Consider the following 18,759-nt stretch of genomic DNA (forward strand, 5'->3'; position numbering starts at 1 on the left):
ACCATCCAACATTGGGCCGTCTTATGGCACGTAAACCATGGTTCTGGCTCCCCCGGCGGATGGCCGAACTCGACATCGTGACGGAGGCCACGGCAAATGTCACTCCACAGCCCCCGATGAGCAGCAAACGGACAGCCGTCTACCTGCTGCTGCATTTCACATGGGCCATTCTCTTTGCCATCGGATCGGTGGCGTATCTGTCGGCCGCACCGTCGAACGCCGACATCAATGTCTGGAGTGTCCGGGTTCTTTCGCTAATGGCATTGGGACTGGCTGGGTCGCTGCTGATTCATCGGTTATGGTGGGGCCGAAAGCAGTGGGCTTCCGCTTGGTTCTGGCTCAGCTGGTGGGGGGTGCTCCTCGTAGGCATCCTGCTTGGCGTGTCCATCGCCCTTAAAGTGGTTCCTATTTGAAACCTCGTTCATCCCCTACGCTATGCCCCCGATCATTTCAAGAATCGTGTTGACGGCTTTTCTAACCGTCAGTTTCGTGACGCAAGCACAAACGCCCCAAGGTGCGCCTGCCCTTTCTCCCACCGCGATGCTGGTTCAGTCTATGGGTTTTGCCGCCGAGTTCAAGGCCCAGGTGCAGCGGATGCAGGCGCTACCCAATCACGCCGAAAAAACCGCCCCCCGCCTGCTGGCGCTTGAGAAAAAAATGATCAACCTGTCCGAGGTTGAGCTAGGTGGTGCCATTGCACGCGCCCTGGATACAAGTTTGTCGGCATCAGACAGCATTCTTATCGCGGAGCATTACAACTCCAGTCTCGGCAAGAAGCTGGCCCGTCTCACCGAGCAGGCGCAGGCCGCTGCGGCCAAGGACAAAACCGCCTCGTTCACCGTCCATCTGGCCAACCTGCTGCAAACGCTGAGCCCTGACGAACGACGGGGGCTGGACACCTTTGCTGCCACGGGAGCAACAGACCGGCTGGTGAAGCTGCTGGACAGCGAGGCTTTTAACCAGGCTCTCCTGCGGGAACTCGAGGCCTTGCCGGTCGCCGCGCGGTAAGAGCGCTTTCAAAACCCTCGATCAGTGCCGAACCTTCCAGAACCAATGCTCTGCGCATCTCGATTTCCTCAATACGGATCAGCGCCACACCATGGAACCACATCACTAAAATCATTGCATGCTGGATGATCGCGCCAAATTGTTGCTCAAAGCGCTTGTGGAACGCTACATCGCCGATGGGCAGCCGGTTGGCTCTCGTACGTTGTCCAAGGCGTCGGGACTGGAACTGTCGCCCGCCACCATCCGCAATGTGATGGCGGACCTGGAGGACTTAGGGCTGATCGTCAGCCCCCATACCTCGGCCGGGCGTGTCCCAACGGCCCGGGGGTACCGGCTTTTCGTGGACACCATGCTGACCGTGCAGCGCAACCAGCTGGTCGCACCCGAACTGGCCCCCGAGCAACCCCAGAAAGTGATCGCCAATGCGGCGCAACTGCTGTCGAATCTCTCGCAGTTCGTGGGCGTGGTCATGGCGCCCCGGCGCACGTCAGTCTTCCGGCACATTGAGTTCCTGCGGCTATCCGAACGACGCCTGCTGGTCATCATCGTCTCCCCCGAGGGTGACGTGCAGAACCGCGTCATCTTCACCGATGTGGACTACGCACCCGACCAACTGGTGGAAGCCGCCAACGTCCTGAACGCGCACTATGCCGGGCTGGCGATGGAGCAGGTGCGCGAGCGCCTCAAGACGGAGGTCGAACGCCTGCGCGGCGAAGTGGCGGCGCTCATGCAGGCCGCTGTCAGCGTGGGCTCCGAGGCCCTGTCGCAAGCGCAGGACGAGGTGGTGATCTCGGGTGAGCGCAACCTGCTGTCGGTGAGCGATTTCGCGGGTGACATGCATAACCTGCGGCGCGCGTTCGACCTGTTCGAGCAAAAGACGCAGTTGCTGCGGCTGCTGGATGTGTCGAGCCAGGCTGAGGGCGTGCGCATTTTCATCGGCGGCGAAAGCCAGGTGGTTCCGTTCGAAGATCTCTCGGTCGTCAGCGCACCCTACGAGGTGGATGGCCAGGTCGTCGGCACGCTGGGCGTCATCGGGCCCACGCGCATGCCGTACGACCGGATGATCGAGATCGTCGACATCACCTCCAAGCTCGTCACCAATGCCCTGAGCCACAGGCGCTAGCACGTACAATCAGCGGTTCTGGTATGAATGGGCCGTTAGCTCAGTTGGTTAGAGCAGAGGACTCATCAAAATGGTGACCATGGGGCGAGAGCCCCATCGGAAAACCGGGTGAACTCAAGGAACCCTACAGCGCAAGCCATGGCAACCTTGAGCCAAGCCCGCCGAAAGGCAGGTCGCAAGACCGGTAGGCGGGAAGGTGCAGAGACTAGGACGTGAGGAGCCCATCCGATAAGCGTCCCACGAGCGCCCGGCGCCCCAACAGTTCGGCTGTGGGCGATGAGATAGTCCGAGGAGCGGGGAAACCCGCACAAACTTGAATCCTTTGGTCGCTGGTTCGAGCCCAGCACGGCCTACCATTCATCCACCATCCGACGGCTGCAGTGGCCGCGCCTTTGTGGTCAAAAAGGGCTCCAGCCCTTGTGGGACAAGCGCTGGCAGCTATCAATTTGCTACGCCGCCGCACCAGGCCACGCATACAGCAGCGCCGTCGTCATTACCAGATAGCGCAGGAACTTCCCCACAGCCATGTAGGCCATGCAGGGCCAGAAGGGCAGCCTGAGCCAGCCGGCGACAGCGCACAGCGGATCGCCCACGATGGGCAGCCAGCTCAGCAGGCAGGCCCTGGGGCCGAAGCGGCGCAGCCAGGCCAGGGCACGCAGCTCCGTGGGATGCCCCGCGGCGCGGTCCACGGCCTTGTGCGTGCCCAGCCCCATCCACCAGCTCACGGCACCGCCCAGCGTGTTGCCCGCGGTGGCCACCAGAATGGCCGGCCAGAACAGCCCGGGGTTGAGCTTGATGAGCCCAAACACGGCGGGCTCGGAACCCAGCGGCAGCAGCGTGGCCGAAATGAACGACACCACGAACACCGTGCTCAGTCCGAATTGCGGCAGGGCCAGCCAGTGCAGCAGTTGGTGCATCCACAGTTCCATGGGGCGCGAGTGTAGAGGTGCGGCGGCGTTTCTTCTTGTATGGTGCGCACTGGCATCTCAACACACAGGAGGCAAACCATGCGCAATCCCCCCTTTGTCACCCGGGCCCTGCCGCGCGCCGCAGCCGCCATGCTGGCGCTGGCCTTGGCGGGCTGCGCGACGCGCGGGGTCGAGGCGCCCGATCTGGTGCCACTCGCCGCCGTAGCGCCGGGAGTACAGCAGGACATGCGCTACCACGGGGCTGACAACTTCATGGGCCGCCCCGTGGCCGGCTACGCGGCGCCCACCTGCTGGCTCTCGCGGCCCGCTGCGCAGGCCTTGCGATCCGCGCAGCAGGAGCTGGAGCCCCTGGGGCTGCGGCTCAAGGTATTCGACTGCTACCGCCCGCAGCAGGCCGTGGACGATTTCGTGCGCTGGGGCAACGATCTGGCCGACCAGCGCACCAAGCCCAGCTACTACCCGTGCGTGCCCAAGGAGGCGCTGTTCCAGCGCGGCTACATCGCCGCGCGGTCGGGGCACAGCCGAGGCAGCACGGTGGACTTGACGCTGGTGGTCACCGACGGTCTGCGCGCGCGCCAGGTGCTGTTCGGCCCCTTGGCCGATGGCGCCGAGGTCGACATGGGTACGCCGTTCGACCTGTTCGACGCGCACTCACACACCGAAGACGCCGACCAGTCCCCCGATGTGCAGCGCAACCGCCGCTGGCTGCGCGCCCTGATGGAGCGCCATGGCTGGCGCAATCTGCCCGAGGAGTGGTGGCACTTCACGCTGCGCAACGAGCCCTACCCCGACCGCTATTTCGATCTGCCCGTGCGGTAAAGCGCCCGCGCGCGCGGCGCTGGCGGCCTGCGGCACGCCGATTTCGGTTGCTGAAATTTTGGGCAGGTACAATCCCGCCTCCCCTGCCTGCCTGCCCCACATGCCCGCCCTGCACATTGGCCATATTCCGTTGGCGAACCGCCTGTTCGTCGCCCCCATGGCGGGCGTCACGGATCGGCCGTTCCGCCAGTTGTGCAAGCAGCTCGGTGCGGGCTACGCGGTCAGCGAGATGGTCACCTCGCGCAAGGACTTGTGGGCCAGCCTCAAGACATCGCGCCGCGCCAACCACGAGGGCGAGAGCGGCCCGATCGCCGTGCAGATCGCCGGCACCGGCGCGGCCATGATGGCCGAGGCCGCGCTCTACAACGTGGACCGCGGCGCCGAGATCATCGACATCAACATGGGCTGCCCGGCCAAGAAGGTCTGCAACAAATGGGCCGGCTCGGCGCTGATGCAGAACGAGGCCCTGGCGGTGCAGATTGCCGAGGCCGTGGTCGCCGCCTGCGCGCCGCGCGACGTGCCCGTCACGCTGAAGATGCGCACCGGCTGGTGCCAGCAGCACAAGAACGCCGTGCCACTGGCACGCCGCTTCGAGGCTGCGGGCATCCAGATGCTCACCGTGCATGGCCGCACGCGCGAGCAAGGCTACAAGGGCGAGGCCGAGTACGACACCATCGCCGCCGTCAAGGCCGCTGTGCGCGTGCCGGTGGTGGCCAACGGCGACATCACCAGCCCGGAAAAGGCCCGCGCGGTGCTGGCCGCCACCGGGGCCGATGCGCTGATGGTCGGCCGCGCCGCGCAGGGGCGGCCCTGGATCTTCCGCGAGATCGGCCACTACCTGGCCACCGGCGAGCACCTGGCGCCGCCGCTGGTGGCCGAGGTGCAGCGCCTGCTGCTCGACCACCTGCAGGACCACTACCAGCTCTACGGCGAGGCCACAGGCGTGCGCAGCGCGCGCAAGCACATTGCCTGGTACGTGCGCGCCCTGCCGGGCGGGGAGGCCCTGCGCCAACACATCAACACCATCGAAGACTGCAGCGCCCAATGGCAGGCCGTCCAGACCTACTTTGCGGCGCTGGGCCAGCGCATGGACCGGCTGCCGGCGACGGTGGCTGCAACGCTTCACGAAGAACAAGAGGGATTCTGCGCATGAGCGCCAACCACAGCAACGTCGAAGAATGCGTGCGCGAGAGCTTGCTGCGCTACTTCCAGGACCTGGACGGCGAGACGCCCGATGGCATGTACGACATGCTGGTGCGCCTGGTCGAGAAACCGCTGCTTGAAGTGGTGATGCGCCAGGCCGACAACAACCAGTCCCGCGCGGCCGAATGGCTGGGCCTGAACCGCAACACGCTGCGCAAGAAGCTGACGCTGCACAACCTGCTTTAAAGCTATATTTTTTATAGCTGCTAGCGCTTACCAGATAAGCGCTAGAGGCCGATTTTATTTGAAACCAGAAGCCACCACCGCCATGAATGCACTGATCTCCGTCTCTGACAAAACCGGCATCGTCGAGTTCGCTCGCGCGCTGCACGCCCTGGGTATCCGCTTGCTGTCCACGGGCGGCACCGCCCAGCTGCTGGCCAAGGAGGGCTTGCCCGTCACGGAGGTGGCCGAGGTCACGCAGTTCCCCGAAATGCTCGATGGCCGCGTGAAAACGCTGCACCCCAAAGTGCATGGCGGCCTGCTGGCGCGCCGTGATGTGCCCGCACACATGGCCGCGCTGGCCGAGCACGGCATCGACACCATCGACCTGCTGGTGGTGAACCTCTACCCGTTCGAGGCCACCGTCGCCAAGGCCGGCTGCACGCTGGCCGACGCCATCGAGAACATCGACATCGGCGGCCCCGCCATGGTGCGCAGCGCCGCCAAGAACTGGAAGGACGTGGGCGTGATCACCTCGGCCGACCAGTACGAAGGCGTGCTGGGCGAGCTCAAGGCGAACGGCAAGCTCTCCGACAAGCTGCGCTTTGCGCTGTCGGTGGCGGCGTTCAACCGCATTGCGCAGTACGACGGCGCCATCAGCGACTACCTGTCGTCCATCCAGTTCGAGGCCGAGAAGCTGTCCGAAACCTACGTGCCCACGCGCAACCTGTTTCCCGAGCAAAGCAACGGCATCTTCACCAAGATCCAGGATCTGCGCTACGGCGAGAACAGCCACCAGCAGGCCGCCCTGTACCGCGACCTCTACCCGGCGCCCGGCTCCATCGTCACTGGCGTGCAGCTGCAGGGTAAGGAACTGAGCTACAACAACATCGCCGACGCCGATGCGGCCTGGGAATGCGTCAAGAGCTTCAAGCTGCCGGCCTGCGTGATCGTCAAACACGCCAACCCCTGTGGTGTGGCTGTGGGCACGAATGCGCTGGAGGCCTACAGCAAGGCGTTCCAGACCGACCCGACCAGCGCCTTCGGCGGCATCATCGCGCTGAACCGCGCGGTGGACGGCCCGGCGGCCCAGCAGATCGCCAAACAGTTCGTCGAGGTGCTGATGGCGCCCGACTTCACGCCCGAGGCACTGGAGGTGTTCAAGGCCAAGGCCAACGTACGCCTCATGAAGATTGCCCTGCCGCCCGGCGGTGACACGCCCTGGCAGCAAGGCCGCAACGCCATGGACGCCAAGCGTGTCGGCTCGGGCCTGCTGCTGCAGACGGCGGACAACTACGAGCTGCAGCTGCCCGACGTGAAGGTGGTCACCGTCAAGCAGCCCACCCAGGAAGAGATGCAGGACCTGATGTTCGCCTGGAAGGTGGCCAAGTACGTCAAGAGCAACGCCATCGTGTTCTGCAAGGGCGGCATGACCATGGGCGTGGGCGCGGGCCAGATGAGCCGCCTCGACTCCGCGCGCATCGCCAGCATCAAGGCCCAGGCCGCGGGCCTGAGCCTGCAGAACACCGTGGTGGCGAGCGACGCCTTCTTCCCGTTCCGCGACGGGCTGGACGTGGTGGTGGACGCAGGCGCCACCTGCGTGGCCCAGCCTGGCGGCTCCATGCGCGACCAGGAAGTCATCGACGCCGCCAACGAGCGTGGCGTGGCCATGGTGTTCACAGGCGTGCGCCACTTCCGCCACTGACCCACGCGCAACCGGCGCAGCCATGGCGGCGGCTGCCGGCTCCGTCAAAAGCGCACCGCGGACACCTTCATGCAAGGGCCGCGCCTGCGCCGTATGCGGGGAAACTCGTGCCTACGGTTCGTGGAGCGGGCTATAGTCTGAAGTCTATGGTTCTACCCTCCATGCCCCGCTTCCACCATGTTGCCCTGATTGGGAAATACCAGACCACCGTATCTGGCACCACAGCCAGCAGCTCGCGCGAGGTGATGGAGGAAATCGCCCATTTCCTGGAACGCCAGGGCTGCGAGGTTTCGTTGGAAGCGGAGACCGCCGCCAACACCGGCATGACCCACTACAACGTGCTGGATGCAGACGCGATTGGCGCCCGCTGCGATCTGGGCCTGGTCGTCGGCGGAGACGGCACCATGCTGGGCATCGGCCGCCGCCTGGCACGGCATGGCACACCGCTGATCGGGATCAACCAGGGCCGCCTGGGCTTCGTCACCGACATCCCGCTGGGCGACTACCAGGCCACCCTCACCCCCATGCTGCAGGGCCAGTACGAGGAAGATTCGCGCCCGCTGATGCAAGCGCGCGTGATGCGCGACGGCGAGTGCGTGTTCGAGGCCCTGGCCATGAACGACGTAGTGGTGGCCCGTGGCGCAACGGCCTCCATGGTGGAGCTGCGCGTCGAGGTCGATGGCCATTTCGTCGCCAACCAGCGCGCCGACGGCCTGATCGTGGCCTCGCCGACCGGCTCGACGGCCTACTCCCTCTCGGCAGGCGGGCCCATGCTGCACCCCTCCGTGGGCGGCTGGGTGCTGGTGCCAATCGCGCCGCACACGCTGTCGAACCGCCCCATCGTGCTGCCCGACAGCACGGAGATCGCCATCGAGCTGGTGGGGGGCCGCGACATCAGCGCCAACTTCGACATGCAGTCGCTGACCTCGCTGCTGCACGGCGACCGCATCCTCGTGCGGCGCTCGGCGCACTGCGTGCGCTTCCTCCATCCGCGGGGATGGAATTACTTCGCAACCCTGCGCAAGAAGCTGCGCTGGAACGAAGGGGGATCCTGACCATGGCCCTGCGGCGGATTGCGTTGCGCGACTTCGTGATCGTGCAGGCGCTGGACATCGACCTGCACCTAGGTTTCACGGTGCTGACCGGCGAAACGGGCGCGGGCAAGTCGATCTTGATCGACGCGCTGCAACTGGCTCTGGGGGCCCGTGCCGATACGGGCGTAGTGCGCGAGGGCGCGCGCCAGGCCGACATCTGCGCTGAATTCGACACCCCCGGCCACCTGACGGCATGGCTCGAAGAAGGCGGCTACGAACAGGGCGACACACTCCTGCTGCGCCGCGTGATCGACACCCAGGGCAAGAGCCGCGCGTGGATCAATGGCAGCCCGGCCACCGCCACGCAGTTGCGCGCCCTGGGCGAACACCTGCTCGACATCCATGGGCAGCACGCCTGGCAAAGCCTGACACGCCCTGAATCCGTGCGCGCGCTGCTGGACGCCTACGCGGGTGCCGGCACCCAGAAGATTCGCCAATGCTGGTCTGCCTGGCGCACGGCGCAGCAGGCCCTGGCGCAGGCACGCGCCCAACAAGGCACGCTGCAGCGCGAACGCGAGCGCCTGCAGTGGCAGATCGGCGAAGTCGAGAAACTGGCCCCAGGCCTCCATGAATGGGAGGAGCTCAACACCCGGCACACGCGACTGTCGCACGCGCGCGCGCTGGCCGACGCCGCGCAGGAGACCCTGACCGTGCTGGAGAACGACCACATCGGCGTGCTCGGCAACCTGGGCCGGGCACACCACCTGATGGCGCAGCATGCGCACATCGATCCGCAATTCCAGGGCATCGCCGAAACGCTCGCCTCCAGCCTGGCCCAGGTCGAGGACGCGCGCCATTCCCTGCACGGCTACACGCGCCGCACCGAACTGGACCCGCGGCAGCTGGAAGAATTGGACACCCGACTCGCCCAGTGGCTGGGGCTGGCGCGACGCTATAAGCGGCCCCCACAGGAGCTGCCCCTGCTGCTGCAGGGCTGGAAGCAGGAGCTGCAGCAACTGGACACGGCGGCCGACCTGGAGCAGCTCGAAGCGGCGGAGCAAGCCCACGCGCAGGCCTACGACGCCGAAGCCCGGCGCCTCTCCCAATGCCGCGCCAAGGCCGCGCCCTTGCTCTCGCGCGCCATCACGCAGGCCATGCAGGGCCTGGGCATGGCTGGCGGCGTCTTCGCAGTGCAGGTGGAGCGCGCGGCGGAGCCCGCGCCCCACGGCCATGACCAGGTGGGCTTCCTCGTTGCCGGGCACCCCGGCATGACGCCCCGCCCCATCGGCAAGGTCGCCTCGGGCGGTGAACTGTCGCGTATTTCGCTGGCAATTGCTGTCACCACCAGCCAGTTGGGCGAAGCGCCGACGTTGATCTTCGACGAAGTGGACTCCGGCGTGGGCGGGGCCGTGGCCGAAACCGTGGGCCGGCTCATGCAGCAGCTCGGCAAGGACCGGCAGGTGTTGGCGGTAACGCATTTGCCGCAGGTGGCTGCCTGTGCGGACCACCACCTGGTCGTCGCCAAACAGCGCAGCGCGGCAGGCAGCGCCAGTACCGTCACCCCGGTGGAACAGGAAAACCGTATCCGCGAGGTGGCGCGCATGCTGGGCGGCGAGCGGCTGTCGGACACCACCCTGGCACATGCGCGCGAAATGCTCCTGTCTTCCAACACCAACCCGTCGAGGTGATTGCCATGGCGCTTGAAATCGTCCTTCTCACCGGCATGTCGGGCTCGGGCAAATCGGTGGCGCTGCACGCCCTTGAAGATGCCGGCTACTACTGCGTGGACAACCTGCCGCCGGAGCTGCTCTCGCCCTTCGTCGCACTTGAACACCAGCACCATGGCAACCGCGTTGCCATCGCCATCGACGCGCGCAGCGCCACGGGCCTGCCGCAGCTGCCGCAGCAGATTGCCCAATTGCGCAGCCAGGGCGTGGTCATCACGCCCCTGTTTCTCGATGCCTCCACCGGCACCCTGGTGCGGCGCTTTTCGGAAACCCGGCGGCGCCACCCCCTGACGCGGGACCACGCGCAGTCGGAACGCAAGGCCCTGGTGCAGACCATCGAACTCGAGCGTGAACTGCTGGCCGGCCTGCGCGAGCAAGCGCACGTCATCGACACCAGCACGCTGCGCGCCTCGCAGCTTCAGAGCACCATCAAGCACCTGGTGGCAACGCAGGCCGGGCAGCTCACCCTGGTGTTCCAGTCCTTCGCGTTCAAGCGCGGGACTCCCATGGATGCAGACTATGTGTTCGACGTGCGGATGCTGCCGAACCCGCACTACGAAGCAGCCTTGCGCGCGCTGACAGGGCGGGACGCGCCCGTGGCCGACTTCCTGCGGCAGCAGCCCGAGGTGTTGCGCATGCAGGAAGACATTGCGCTGTTCCTTGACCGCTGGCTCGACGCGCTGGCGCAGAACCACCGCAGCTACGTCACGGTGGCCATCGGCTGCACGGGCGGCCAGCACCGCTCGGTGTACTTGGTCGAACAGCTGGCGCAGCGCTTCGGGCCGCAATGGACGACACTGCGCAGGCACCGCGAACTGGACTGAGTCGAATAGGAAGCAAATGAGGCTCCAGCGCTTATTCAGCGAGCGCTAGCAGCTATCAAAAAAGAAGCTAAAACCTCACAACCCTTCGAGCAGCTTGCGCACCGGTGCGGGCAAGCCCAGCGCCGGCCAGTCTGAAGGACCGTACCACCTGCCTTGCGCAGGCAGCATGTCCGCGTCACCGGGCACCAGCACGGGGTGCAGGTGCAGGTCCATGTGCGTCAACACGTGCTGAAATGCGGGCAGATGGCGCACCCCCGATACACCCTCGGCCCACGCCAGCGCTGCGGCGCTGTCGAACACCGGCGGGCAGTACAGGCCCGCCCAAATGCCGTTCATGGGGCGGCGCTCCAGCCAGACGGCGCCTGCGGCGTTGCGGCGCAGCAGCAGCCACCACGACTGCGCACTGCGCCGCAGCTTGCGCGTGCGTACGGGATACTTCTCCGGGTCACCAGCGCGCCGCGCCGCGCACACCTCGCCCAAGGGGCAAAGATCGCAGCGCGGCTTGCGCGGCAGGCACCAGCCCGCGCCCAGGTCCATCAGCCCCTGCGTGTAGCGCGGCATGGCGTCGTCCAGATCGTCCACCGGCAGCAGATCGTGCGCATGCGCCCACAGCTGGCGCTCGTTGCGTACCGCCGCGAGGTCTTCGCCAAAAGCCAGCACGCGCGTGAGTACCCGGCGCACGTTGGCATCCAGGATCGGCACACGCTGCGAGAAACAGAACGCCGCGATGGCACCCGCCGTCGAACGCCCGATGCCCGGCAGCGTCGCCAGCACCTCGGCCGTCGCCGGAAACACCCCGCCATGCACCGCCACGACCTGCTGCGCACAGCGGTGCAGGTTGCGCGCGCGGCTGTAGTAGCCCAGCCCGCTCCACAGTGCCAGAACGTCGTCCAGGGGCGCGGCAGCCAGGGCCGCCACATCGGGAAAGCGCTGCAGGAAGCGCGGGTAGTAATCCAGCACCGTGCTCACCTGCGTCTGCTGCAGCATGATCTCGGACAACCACACCCGGTAGGGATCGCGCGTTTGCTGCCAGGGCAGGTGGTGGCGCCCATGGGCCGCCTGCCACCGCACCACGCGCGTGGCGATGTCCATGGCGGCGCCCGCCATCAGACGGCAGGCTCTTGCGCGCTCACCGCAGGCACCGCCAACAGGCGCTGGGTGAATTCCGCCAGACGCTGCTCTAGCAGGAGCAATTCTTCTTCGGACGCTTCGATCTCACCCAGGCGCTCGTCCAGGCCGCTGGCGGCATGCTGGATACGGTCCACGGCCTCAATGCGCCGCGCGAAGCTGCGCTTGCGCTCGCGCAGTTGGGCGTCCAGCTGCGCCGTAGCCGACTTGCTCCACAGCTCCAAGTCGTTGGCAACGGACTCGAACACCGTGCGCAGGCGCATGGACAGGGCACGCACCAGGCGCTGGGAGAACTCTGGCTGCGCCAGCTTCAGCGCGTTGCTCATGCCCAGGTACTGCAAATGGCCCTGTTCGATCTTGGCGATGTCCTTCAAGAAACCGTCCAGCGCTGGCACGTCTGCCACCTGCAAGGAAAAGCCGAACTCGGCATTGAGCTGGCGGAACGTGCCATCAAGCATGGCATGAATCTCCGCGCCCGACGCCTGCGCCGTGTCGATGATCGCGCGCAGGCGTGCGAAGGTTTCCTCGTACACCTTGCGCACGCCCAGCTTGATGCCGCGCTGCTGCAGCGCCTGCGCCAGATCGGCCAACTCGGCCTTCAACGCGCGGGCACCCAGTTGGTGAAACAGGTCGCGCAGCAGCTTGAGGTGCACCGCGCGCACCGCCTGAATCTTGGCCGCGCTGGCGTCGAATTCATGCTGTTCCTGCTCGATGCGGCCACGCATAGCCTCGATCACCGAGGCGTTCTTGCCGCGCAGGCTGCGCAGCTCCAGCATCTGCTCGTCCAGGTCGCGCCGGCGCACGTTGATCACGCGCTCCGTCTCCGCACGCAGCCCGGCCACCCCAGTGGCCACGGCTGAACGCAGGATCGCCTGCCGCTGGCCCATGATGCCCTGGGCCAGCGCCTCTTCCAGCACGGGCAATCCGCTGGATTCGAGCAGCAGATCGTTGCAGGTCACCTTGGCCACCAGGCCCTTTTGCGCCGAAATGGGCACCACCCGCTCGCGCGGCATGGCCAACATTTCCGCCACCGTGGCGCACTGGCGCTCAAGCTGGACCTGCACCTGCTCGGCAGAGTTCAGCGCGTCCCACAGGGTATCGATCTTGTTGAGCACAACCCAGCGGCCTTCGGCCTGCCCTTCCGGCGCGGCCAGGTGCTCGCGCCATATCGACAGGTCGGAACGGGTCACGCCGGTGTCGGCCGCCAGGATGAACACCACGGCATGCGCCTGCGGAATCAGGCTCACCGTCAGTTCCGGCTCGGCCCCGACCGCGTTGAGCCCCGGCGTATCGAGGATAACCAGCCCCTGCTTGAGCAAGGGGTGGGGCATGTTGATCAGCGCATGGCGCCACATCGGCACCTCGACCATGCCCTGCGCATCGGCCATGGGGTTTTCCTCTGGCAGCTCGTCGTGCCAGAACCCGAGGGCGCGGGCCTCCTCCTGGCTCACCCGGCGTACTTCAGAGACCTTCTCAAGCGCCTTGCTCACCTGGTCGGCGTCGTTCACGTCGAGCGCCAGTTGCACCCAGTGCTCGGGGCGCAGACGCCATTCCGCCAAACCCTGCGGCTGCAGGCGCGTTTCGATCGGCAGCAGGCGCAGGCAGGGGGCGATCTCGGGGTCGTAGCCCAGCTCCGTCGGGCACATGGTGGTGCGCCCTGCACTGGCCGGCATGATGCGCCTGCCGTAGTCGGCGAAGAAGATGGCGTTGATCAATTCGGACTTGCCGCGCGAGAACTCCGCAACGAAGGCCACCATCACCTTGTCGCTGCGCACCTGGGCTTCCAGGCGCTGCAGCCGCTCCTCCACGGCGGCATCCATCAGGCCGTTGGCATGCATCCATTCAGACAGCTGCTTGAGCTGCTGCGCAAATGCACGCCGCCACGCGCCGTGCTGATCGAATTGCTCGTTGAATGAGGGTCCCACTGTATTCCTGGAGTTAGACGTCCAGGCCAAGGCTGGAGCCACCAAAATATAGCATCGCCCATAGGCTGCTGGCGAGGCGACTATGGACGTTGGCAGCGAGGACAAAAAAAGCTACTGCGCTGCCCCTGCTTCAGGCATTGGATGGTGCTGCCGCAAGCCAGGCACGGCGCTCCGGCCCGCCCGTACACCCGCGCTGCCAGCTGAAAATGCCCCGGATTGCCAGCAGCGCTCGAAAAATTCCGCAGCGTCGAGCCGCCCCGCTCCACCGCCAATGCCAGCACATCACTGATCGCCTGGTGGAGCCGACGCATACGCACATCGCCAATCGCTGCCGCAGCCACCGTCGGCCGTATGCCCGCGAGGAACAGCACCTCCGACGCATAGATGTTGCCCACGCCGACAACCACCTTGCCGCCCAGCAGCACCTGCTTGATGGGCGCGCGGCTGGCGCGCAGCCCGGCGCGCAGGGCCTCGAAAGTGAATGCGTCGGACAGCGGCTCCAACCCCAGACCACCGAGCAGCTTTTGCGCCACGGCAGCGTCCTGCGACTCGGCAAACACCACGGCGCCAAAGCGGCGCGGGTCATTCAAGCGCAGGACACCCTGGCTGGTGACCAGATCGAAATGGTCATGCATGCCCGCGGGCGGCAGACTGGGCGCGAACCGCAGGCTTCCCGACATGCCCAGGTGCACCAGCAGCAGCCCCGCACTCAGGTCGACCAGCAAGTACTTGCCACGGCGGCGCACGCCCTGCACTCGCTGCCCCACGAGACGCGCTGGACTGCAACCCAAAGGCCAGCGCAGCGGCTTTCCCGGCACGGCCGCGAGGATTTGCGCACCGGTGATTTCCGAGGCGAAACTGCGGCGCGTCACTTCGACTTCAGGCAACTCGGGCATGGCGATGGCTTAGGGAAAATGCGACGGGGCTTGGATTATTATGGGTTGATGCTGCATTTTCTTCGCATCCGGCATCTGTCCTGGGCTCTGGCCCTCCTTCCGCTGGCCAGCTGGGCACAGCCCGCCAGCCGCCCGCCAGCCAGGGCGGCGGCGCTCCCGCAGGCGATCACTGAGGCCCTGAACGCTGAACTGTTCTACGAAGTGCTGCTGAGCGAACTTTCGACGAGTGCCGGCGACCCCGGCACCGGGTACGCGCTCATGCTCGACGCTGCCCGCCGCAGCGACGACAGCGCCCTGTACCGCCGCGCAGTGGAAATCGCGCTGCAGGCACGCTCTGGAGACTCGGCCCTGGCAGCAGTACGCACCTGGAAAAACGCCCAGCCCCAGTCGCGCGACGCCAATCGCTTCCTGCTGCAGATCCTGGTAGCCCTCAACCGCACCGGCGACACGGCAGAGCCGCTGCGCCAGGAATTGGCGTACACGGCTGCACCGAACAAAGCGGCCGCACTGCAGGCGATACCGCAGCTCTACGCCAGAACCAGCGACAAGGCGCTGGCGGCCTCGGTCGTGGAACAAGCCCTGCAAGACGCGCTGAACGATCCGGCGCTGAGCGCCATCGCCTGGAGTACCGTCGGCCGCATGCGCCTGGCTGCCAACGACCCCATGGGAGCACTTGCCGCTGCGCAGACCGCGCAAACGCTGTCCCCCTCGGCCGACAATCTGGCCCTGCTGGCGCTGGAGCTGGTGGCTGAAGGCGTTAGCGCCGCGGAACCCATCGTGACCCGCTACTTCGAGGGCCACACTACGCCAGACATGCGCCTGGCCTATGCACGATCCTTGGTGGGCCAGCAACGCTACGCAGAGGCCGCTGTGCAACTGGACATCCTGACCAAGGAGAAACCGGATCTACCCGACCCCTGGCTACTGCAAGCCACCCTGCAGGTACAAGACAACCGTCTGGACGCGGCGCAAGCCTCCTTGCAGCGTTTCACCGCCCTGGCCGAACAGCTGCCGCAGGAAGAGGCGCGCAAGGCCGGCCTCACCCAGGCCTACCTGCTGCACGCCCAGATCGCTGAGAAGCGCCAGCGCTTCGACGAAGCCGAGGCCTGGCTGGCACGCATCGACAACAGCGACGAACTCTTCGGCGCCCAAGTGCGGCGCGCCTCGCTGCTGGCTCGGCAAGGGCGCCTGTCCCATGCTCGGGCGCTGATCCAGAGCCTGCCGGCCGCGACACCCGAGGACGAGCGCATGAAGCTCTCGGCCGAGGTGCAGTTGCTGCGCAACGCCCAGCAGTACCAGGACGCCTACGAGCTGCAAGGTCGTCTGGTCGCCCTGGCACCGCAGGACAACGATCTGCTCTATGACCAAGCCATGCTGGCCGAAAAGGCCGGCCACCAGGAAGTGATGGAACAGCTGCTGCGAAAGATCATCGCCCGCCAGCCTGACTACCACCACGCCTACAACGCGCTGGGCTACGTCCTGGCAGATCGCGGCGTGCAACTGGAGGAAGCCCGGCAGCTGATCGAGAAAGCCCTGGAATACGCCCCTGGCGACCCCTACATCACCGACAGCCTCGGATGGGTGCAATTCCGCCTGGGCAACCTGTCTCGGGCCCTGGAACTTCTGGAGAGCGCCTACAAGAAGCGGCCAGACGCGGAAATCGCCGCCCATCTGGGTGAAGTGCTGTGGACCCTGCAACAGCAGGACGCTGCGCGCAACATCTGGCGTGAAGGACTGCGCCAGAGCCCCGACAACGAGGTGCTGCAAGGCACGCTCCGGCGCCTCGGGGTCCAGCCTTGAAATGGCTCGCATGCTGGGCCGTGGCGCTGCTGTTGCTGGCTGGCTGTGCCCAGCCGCCCCGGCCGGCTGCCAGCACCCCAGAAGCATGGAGTGGCCGCCTCGCGCTGCAGGTGGACGATCCGTCCGCGCAGTCCTTTAGCGCCGGCTTCGACCTGCGCGGCAGCCCCGAAGCCGGCGAACTCTCTCTCTACAGCCCTTTCGGGTCGGTACTCGCACGCCTGGCGTGGACGCGCGACATGGCCCGACTGGAGCAGGACGGCGCAGTGCGCCAATCCCCCTCGCTGGAGGACTTGCTGCAGGAAATCACCGGCAGCCATCTGCCCGTAGCGGCATTGTTTGACTGGCTGCACGGGCGTTCCGCTGCCGCCGAAGGCTGGCAGGCCGACCTCGGCGCAGCGCGCCAGGGGCGGATCGTGGCCCAACGGTTGCAGCCCCTGCCGCGGGCCACGCTGCGCATCCTTCTCGACCGTTGACCCTATGCAAGCGCTCTACGACCTGCCAGCCCCGGCAAAGCTCAACCTGTTCCTGCACATTACGGGGCGGCGCGCCGACGGCTACCACCTGATGCAATCGGTCTTCATGCTCATTGACTGGTGCGACACGCTGCACGTTGAGCACCGTGCCGATGGCCGCATCACCCGCGAAGACCTGGGCGAAGGCCCTGCCCTGCCGGCGGAGGATTTGATCGTACGCGCAGCACGCGCCTTACAGGCCGCCACGGGGTGCCAAGCGGGCGCCCACATCGGCGTGGTCAAGCGCATCCCAGCGCAGGCCGGCATGGGCGGCGGCTCGTCCGATGCAGCCACCACCTTGCTGGCCCTGAACAAACTCTGGAACCTGCGGCTCAGCACCGCCGAGCTGCAGGCCATCGGCGTCCAGCTCGGCGCCGATGTGCCGTTCTTCTTGTGCGGCACCAACGCCTGGGTCGAGGGAATCGGTGACATAATCTCGCCGCTCGAAACGCCGTATGGGCTGCCGTCCACGACGTTTCTTGTGGTCAAGCCCCAGGCGGGCCTGGATACGAAAACCATTTTTTCGCATCCGGATCTGAAACGCAATTCAGATAGTGCTACAATAACGAGCTTTGCTGCAGACCACTTTGGCTTTGGCCAAAATAACTTGCAGACCGTAGCACAAGCCCTGTGCCCAGAAGTCAACCACGCTATCGCATGGCTTTCTTCGAAAGGATTGCAGGGCAAAATGACCGGATCTGGAAGCGCAGTGTTTGCACAAATGCCGCATGCGGTAAATTTGTCAGGAGCAGATAGCAAATGGCAAATAAAAGTATGCAATAATCTGCAGCTTCATCCTTTGGCAGGATGGGCGTCAGGTTGATAGTTTTCGGTGGGTCGTCGCCAGACGATCAACCAGTGTAGGGGAGTCGCCAAGTTGGTTAAGGCACCGGATTTTGATTCCGGCATGCGAGGGTTCGAGTCCTTCCTCCCCTGCCAAATACCTTTGCGGTCACGCAACATCTCAACGGCGCAGACGAGACGCTCATGCAAGCCACCAATCCCGATTTTCTGGTTTTTACCGGCAACGCAAATCCTGGCTTGGCGGCCGACATCGCTGCCTATCTTGGTTCCTCGTTGGGTGCTGCGGACGTAGGCCGCTTCTCCGACGGCGAAGTCACCGTCGAAATCAAGCAGAACGTGCGCACGCGCGACGTCTTCGTCGTCCAGTCCACCTGCGCGCCGACCAACGACAACCTGATGGAACTGCTGATCATGGTCGATGCGCTCAAGCGCGCCTCGGCCGAACGCATCAGCGCCGTGATTCCCTATTTCGGTTATGCCCGCCAAGACCGTCGCCCGCGTTCCACGCGCGTGCCGATTTCGGCCAAGGTGGTGGCCAACATGCTGCAGGCCGTCGGCGTGAACCGCGTGCTGACCATGGATCTGCACGCAGACCAAATCCAGGGCTTCTTCGACATTCCCGTCGACAACATCTACGCCTCGCCCGTGCTGCTGCGCGACCTGGCGCAGAAAAACTACGAAGACCTGATCGTCGTCAGCCCTGACGTTGGCGGTGTGGTGCGTGCACGCGCGCTGGCCAAGCAGCTCGGTTGCGACCTGGCCATCATCGACAAGCGCCGCCCCAAGGCCAACGTGTCCGAGGTCATGCACGTCATCGGTGACATCGAGGGCCGTAACTGCGTCATCATGGACGACATGATCGACACCGCAGGCACGCTGGTGAAGGCCGCTGAAGTGCTCAAGCAGCGCGGCGCCAAGAAGGTCTACGCCTACTGCACGCACCCCATCTTCTCGGGCCCGGCCATTGAGCGCATCGCGCAGGGCTCTGCACTCGACGAGGTTGTCGTCACCAACACGATTCCGCTGTCCGAGACAGCCAAGGGCTGCGGCAAGATCCGCCAACTGTCCGTGGCTCCGCTCATCGGTGAGACGATCCAGCGCATCGCCTCGGGCGAATCGGTCATGAGTTTGTTCTCGGAATAAGCGTCCCTCCAGACGCT

Annotated in this window: 18 protein-coding genes and 1 tRNA gene; 15 read left to right on the top strand and 4 right to left on the bottom strand. The window is 65.7% G+C overall.

Translation table 11 applies throughout. The features are described from left to right. Window positions 1–59: 59 nt before the first annotated feature. The 3 genes from BN2503_RS00080 (at window position 60) to hrcA (ending at window position 2,131) form a co-directional block, all read left to right on the top strand. Window positions 60–413, top strand: a complete 354-nt coding sequence (locus BN2503_RS00080; protein ID WP_054254606.1) for a hypothetical protein — start codon at window positions 60–62, stop codon at window positions 411–413. 22 nt (window positions 414–435) lie between these two features. Next, window positions 436–1,008, top strand: coding sequence for a hypothetical protein (locus tag BN2503_RS00085; protein ID WP_139235322.1), 573 nt, complete (start codon window positions 436–438; stop codon window positions 1,006–1,008). Between the two features lie 118 nt (window positions 1,009–1,126). Next, window positions 1,127–2,131: a heat-inducible transcriptional repressor HrcA gene (gene hrcA, locus BN2503_RS00090; RefSeq protein ID WP_054254608.1), complete on the top strand. Its 1,005-nt coding sequence runs from the start codon at window positions 1,127–1,129 to the stop codon at window positions 2,129–2,131. Between the two features lie 449 nt (window positions 2,132–2,580). Here hrcA and BN2503_RS00095 read toward each other — a convergent pair whose 3' ends face one another. Further along, on the bottom strand, window positions 2,581–3,060 hold the full coding sequence (locus BN2503_RS00095) for a YqaA family protein (RefSeq protein ID WP_054254609.1): 480 nt from the start codon (window positions 3,058–3,060) through the stop codon (window positions 2,581–2,583). A 78-nt stretch (window positions 3,061–3,138) separates the two neighbouring features. Between BN2503_RS00095 and BN2503_RS00100 the strand changes: the two genes are divergently transcribed. From BN2503_RS00100 to rapZ, 7 genes are all read left to right on the top strand, one after another. Then, window positions 3,139–3,879, top strand: coding sequence for a M15 family metallopeptidase (locus tag BN2503_RS00100; protein ID WP_199445232.1), 741 nt, complete (start codon window positions 3,139–3,141; stop codon window positions 3,877–3,879). A 109-nt stretch (window positions 3,880–3,988) separates the two neighbouring features. Beyond that, window positions 3,989–5,032, top strand: a complete 1,044-nt coding sequence (gene dusB / locus BN2503_RS00105) for a tRNA dihydrouridine synthase DusB (protein ID WP_054254753.1) — start codon at window positions 3,989–3,991, stop codon at window positions 5,030–5,032. Further along, a complete protein-coding gene (locus BN2503_RS00110; protein WP_054254610.1) occupies window positions 5,029–5,268 on the top strand; it encodes a helix-turn-helix domain-containing protein in 240 nt (79 codons plus the stop codon). Before dusB ends, BN2503_RS00110 begins: the two co-directional genes overlap by 4 nt. An 82-nt stretch (window positions 5,269–5,350) precedes the next feature. Then, a complete protein-coding gene (purH, locus tag BN2503_RS00115; protein ID WP_054254611.1) occupies window positions 5,351–6,949 on the top strand; it encodes a bifunctional phosphoribosylaminoimidazolecarboxamide formyltransferase/IMP cyclohydrolase in 1,599 nt (532 codons plus the stop codon). 161 nt (window positions 6,950–7,110) lie between these two features. Continuing rightward, window positions 7,111–8,004 carry an NAD kinase gene (locus tag BN2503_RS00120; protein ID WP_054254612.1) on the top strand — a complete coding sequence of 298 codons (894 nt, stop codon included), beginning with the start codon at window positions 7,111–7,113 and terminating at the stop codon, window positions 8,002–8,004. A 2-nt stretch (window positions 8,005–8,006) separates the two neighbouring features. Next, window positions 8,007–9,671, top strand: coding sequence for a DNA repair protein RecN (recN, locus tag BN2503_RS00125; protein ID WP_054254613.1), 1,665 nt, complete (start codon window positions 8,007–8,009; stop codon window positions 9,669–9,671). Window positions 9,672–9,676: 5 nt separating this feature from the next. Further along, window positions 9,677–10,534: an RNase adapter RapZ gene (gene rapZ, locus BN2503_RS00130; protein ID WP_054254754.1), complete on the top strand. Its 858-nt coding sequence runs from the start codon at window positions 9,677–9,679 to the stop codon at window positions 10,532–10,534. 75 nt (window positions 10,535–10,609) lie between these two features. Here rapZ and mutY read toward each other — a convergent pair whose 3' ends face one another. The 3 genes from mutY to mutM all read right to left on the bottom strand — a co-directional run bounded on the left by mutY (window position 10,610) and on the right by mutM (window position 14,483). Then, window positions 10,610–11,641: an A/G-specific adenine glycosylase gene (mutY, locus tag BN2503_RS00135; RefSeq protein WP_054254614.1), complete on the bottom strand. Its 1,032-nt coding sequence runs from the start codon at window positions 11,639–11,641 to the stop codon at window positions 10,610–10,612. Beyond that, the gene (locus BN2503_RS00140; protein ID WP_054254615.1) at window positions 11,641–13,587 is read right to left on the bottom strand and encodes a dynamin family protein; all 1,947 of its coding nucleotides are present in this window, start codon (window positions 13,585–13,587) and stop codon (window positions 11,641–11,643) included. The genes mutY and BN2503_RS00140 overlap by 1 nt, the downstream gene beginning before the upstream one ends. An 80-nt stretch (window positions 13,588–13,667) precedes the next feature. Next, window positions 13,668–14,483, bottom strand: a complete 816-nt coding sequence (mutM, locus tag BN2503_RS00145) for a bifunctional DNA-formamidopyrimidine glycosylase/DNA-(apurinic or apyrimidinic site) lyase (protein ID WP_054254616.1) — start codon at window positions 14,481–14,483, stop codon at window positions 13,668–13,670. A gap of 48 nt (window positions 14,484–14,531) precedes the next feature. Between mutM and BN2503_RS00150 the strand changes: the two genes are divergently transcribed. The 5 genes from BN2503_RS00150 to BN2503_RS00170 all read left to right on the top strand — a co-directional run bounded on the left by BN2503_RS00150 (window position 14,532) and on the right by BN2503_RS00170 (window position 18,742). Beyond that, a complete protein-coding gene (locus BN2503_RS00150; protein ID WP_233494966.1) occupies window positions 14,532–16,283 on the top strand; it encodes a tetratricopeptide repeat protein in 1,752 nt (583 codons plus the stop codon). After that, window positions 16,280–16,756, top strand: a complete 477-nt coding sequence (locus tag BN2503_RS00155; RefSeq protein ID WP_054254618.1) for an outer membrane lipoprotein LolB — start codon at window positions 16,280–16,282, stop codon at window positions 16,754–16,756. Before BN2503_RS00150 ends, BN2503_RS00155 begins: the two co-directional genes overlap by 4 nt. 4 nt (window positions 16,757–16,760) lie before the next feature. Beyond that, on the top strand, window positions 16,761–17,618 hold the full coding sequence (ispE, locus tag BN2503_RS00160; protein WP_054254619.1) for a 4-(cytidine 5'-diphospho)-2-C-methyl-D-erythritol kinase: 858 nt from the start codon (window positions 16,761–16,763) through the stop codon (window positions 17,616–17,618). A 39-nt stretch (window positions 17,619–17,657) separates the two neighbouring features. Further along, a tRNA-Gln gene (locus BN2503_RS00165) sits at window positions 17,658–17,734 on the top strand. 48 nt (window positions 17,735–17,782) lie between these two features. Then, window positions 17,783–18,742, top strand: coding sequence for a ribose-phosphate pyrophosphokinase (locus BN2503_RS00170; RefSeq protein WP_054254755.1), 960 nt, complete (start codon window positions 17,783–17,785; stop codon window positions 18,740–18,742). Window positions 18,743–18,759: the final 17 nt, after the last annotated feature.

It is taken from the genome of Paenacidovorax caeni, assembly GCF_001298675.1.
Classification (GTDB): domain Bacteria; phylum Pseudomonadota; class Gammaproteobacteria; order Burkholderiales; family Burkholderiaceae_C; genus Paenacidovorax; species Paenacidovorax caeni.

What these genes read in the sequence shown, in the direction of transcription:
- BN2503_RS00080 (WP_054254606.1), top strand. Translation starts at nt 60, where the DNA reads ATGGCCGAACTCGACATCGTGACGGAGGCCACGGCAAATGTCACTCCA.
- BN2503_RS00085 (WP_139235322.1), top strand. Translation starts at nt 436, where the DNA reads ATGCCCCCGATCATTTCAAGAATCGTGTTGACGGCTTTTCTAACCGTC.
- hrcA (WP_054254608.1), top strand. Translation starts at nt 1,127, where the DNA reads ATGCTGGATGATCGCGCCAAATTGTTGCTCAAAGCGCTTGTGGAACGC.
- BN2503_RS00095 (WP_054254609.1), bottom strand. Translation starts at nt 3,060, where the DNA reads ATGGAACTGTGGATGCACCAACTGCTGCACTGGCTGGCCCTGCCGCAA.
- BN2503_RS00100 (WP_199445232.1), top strand. Translation starts at nt 3,139, where the DNA reads ATGCGCAATCCCCCCTTTGTCACCCGGGCCCTGCCGCGCGCCGCAGCC.
- BN2503_RS00110 (WP_054254610.1), top strand. Translation starts at nt 5,029, where the DNA reads ATGAGCGCCAACCACAGCAACGTCGAAGAATGCGTGCGCGAGAGCTTG.
- purH (WP_054254611.1), top strand. Translation starts at nt 5,351, where the DNA reads ATGAATGCACTGATCTCCGTCTCTGACAAAACCGGCATCGTCGAGTTC.
- BN2503_RS00120 (WP_054254612.1), top strand. Translation starts at nt 7,111, where the DNA reads ATGCCCCGCTTCCACCATGTTGCCCTGATTGGGAAATACCAGACCACC.
- recN (WP_054254613.1), top strand. Translation starts at nt 8,007, where the DNA reads ATGGCCCTGCGGCGGATTGCGTTGCGCGACTTCGTGATCGTGCAGGCG.
- rapZ (WP_054254754.1), top strand. Translation starts at nt 9,677, where the DNA reads ATGGCGCTTGAAATCGTCCTTCTCACCGGCATGTCGGGCTCGGGCAAA.
- mutY (WP_054254614.1), bottom strand. Translation starts at nt 11,641, where the DNA reads ATGGCGGGCGCCGCCATGGACATCGCCACGCGCGTGGTGCGGTGGCAG.
- mutM (WP_054254616.1), bottom strand. Translation starts at nt 14,483, where the DNA reads ATGCCCGAGTTGCCTGAAGTCGAAGTGACGCGCCGCAGTTTCGCCTCG.
- BN2503_RS00150 (WP_233494966.1), top strand. Translation starts at nt 14,532, where the DNA reads ATGCTGCATTTTCTTCGCATCCGGCATCTGTCCTGGGCTCTGGCCCTC.
- ispE (WP_054254619.1), top strand. Translation starts at nt 16,761, where the DNA reads ATGCAAGCGCTCTACGACCTGCCAGCCCCGGCAAAGCTCAACCTGTTC.
- BN2503_RS00170 (WP_054254755.1), top strand. Translation starts at nt 17,783, where the DNA reads ATGCAAGCCACCAATCCCGATTTTCTGGTTTTTACCGGCAACGCAAAT.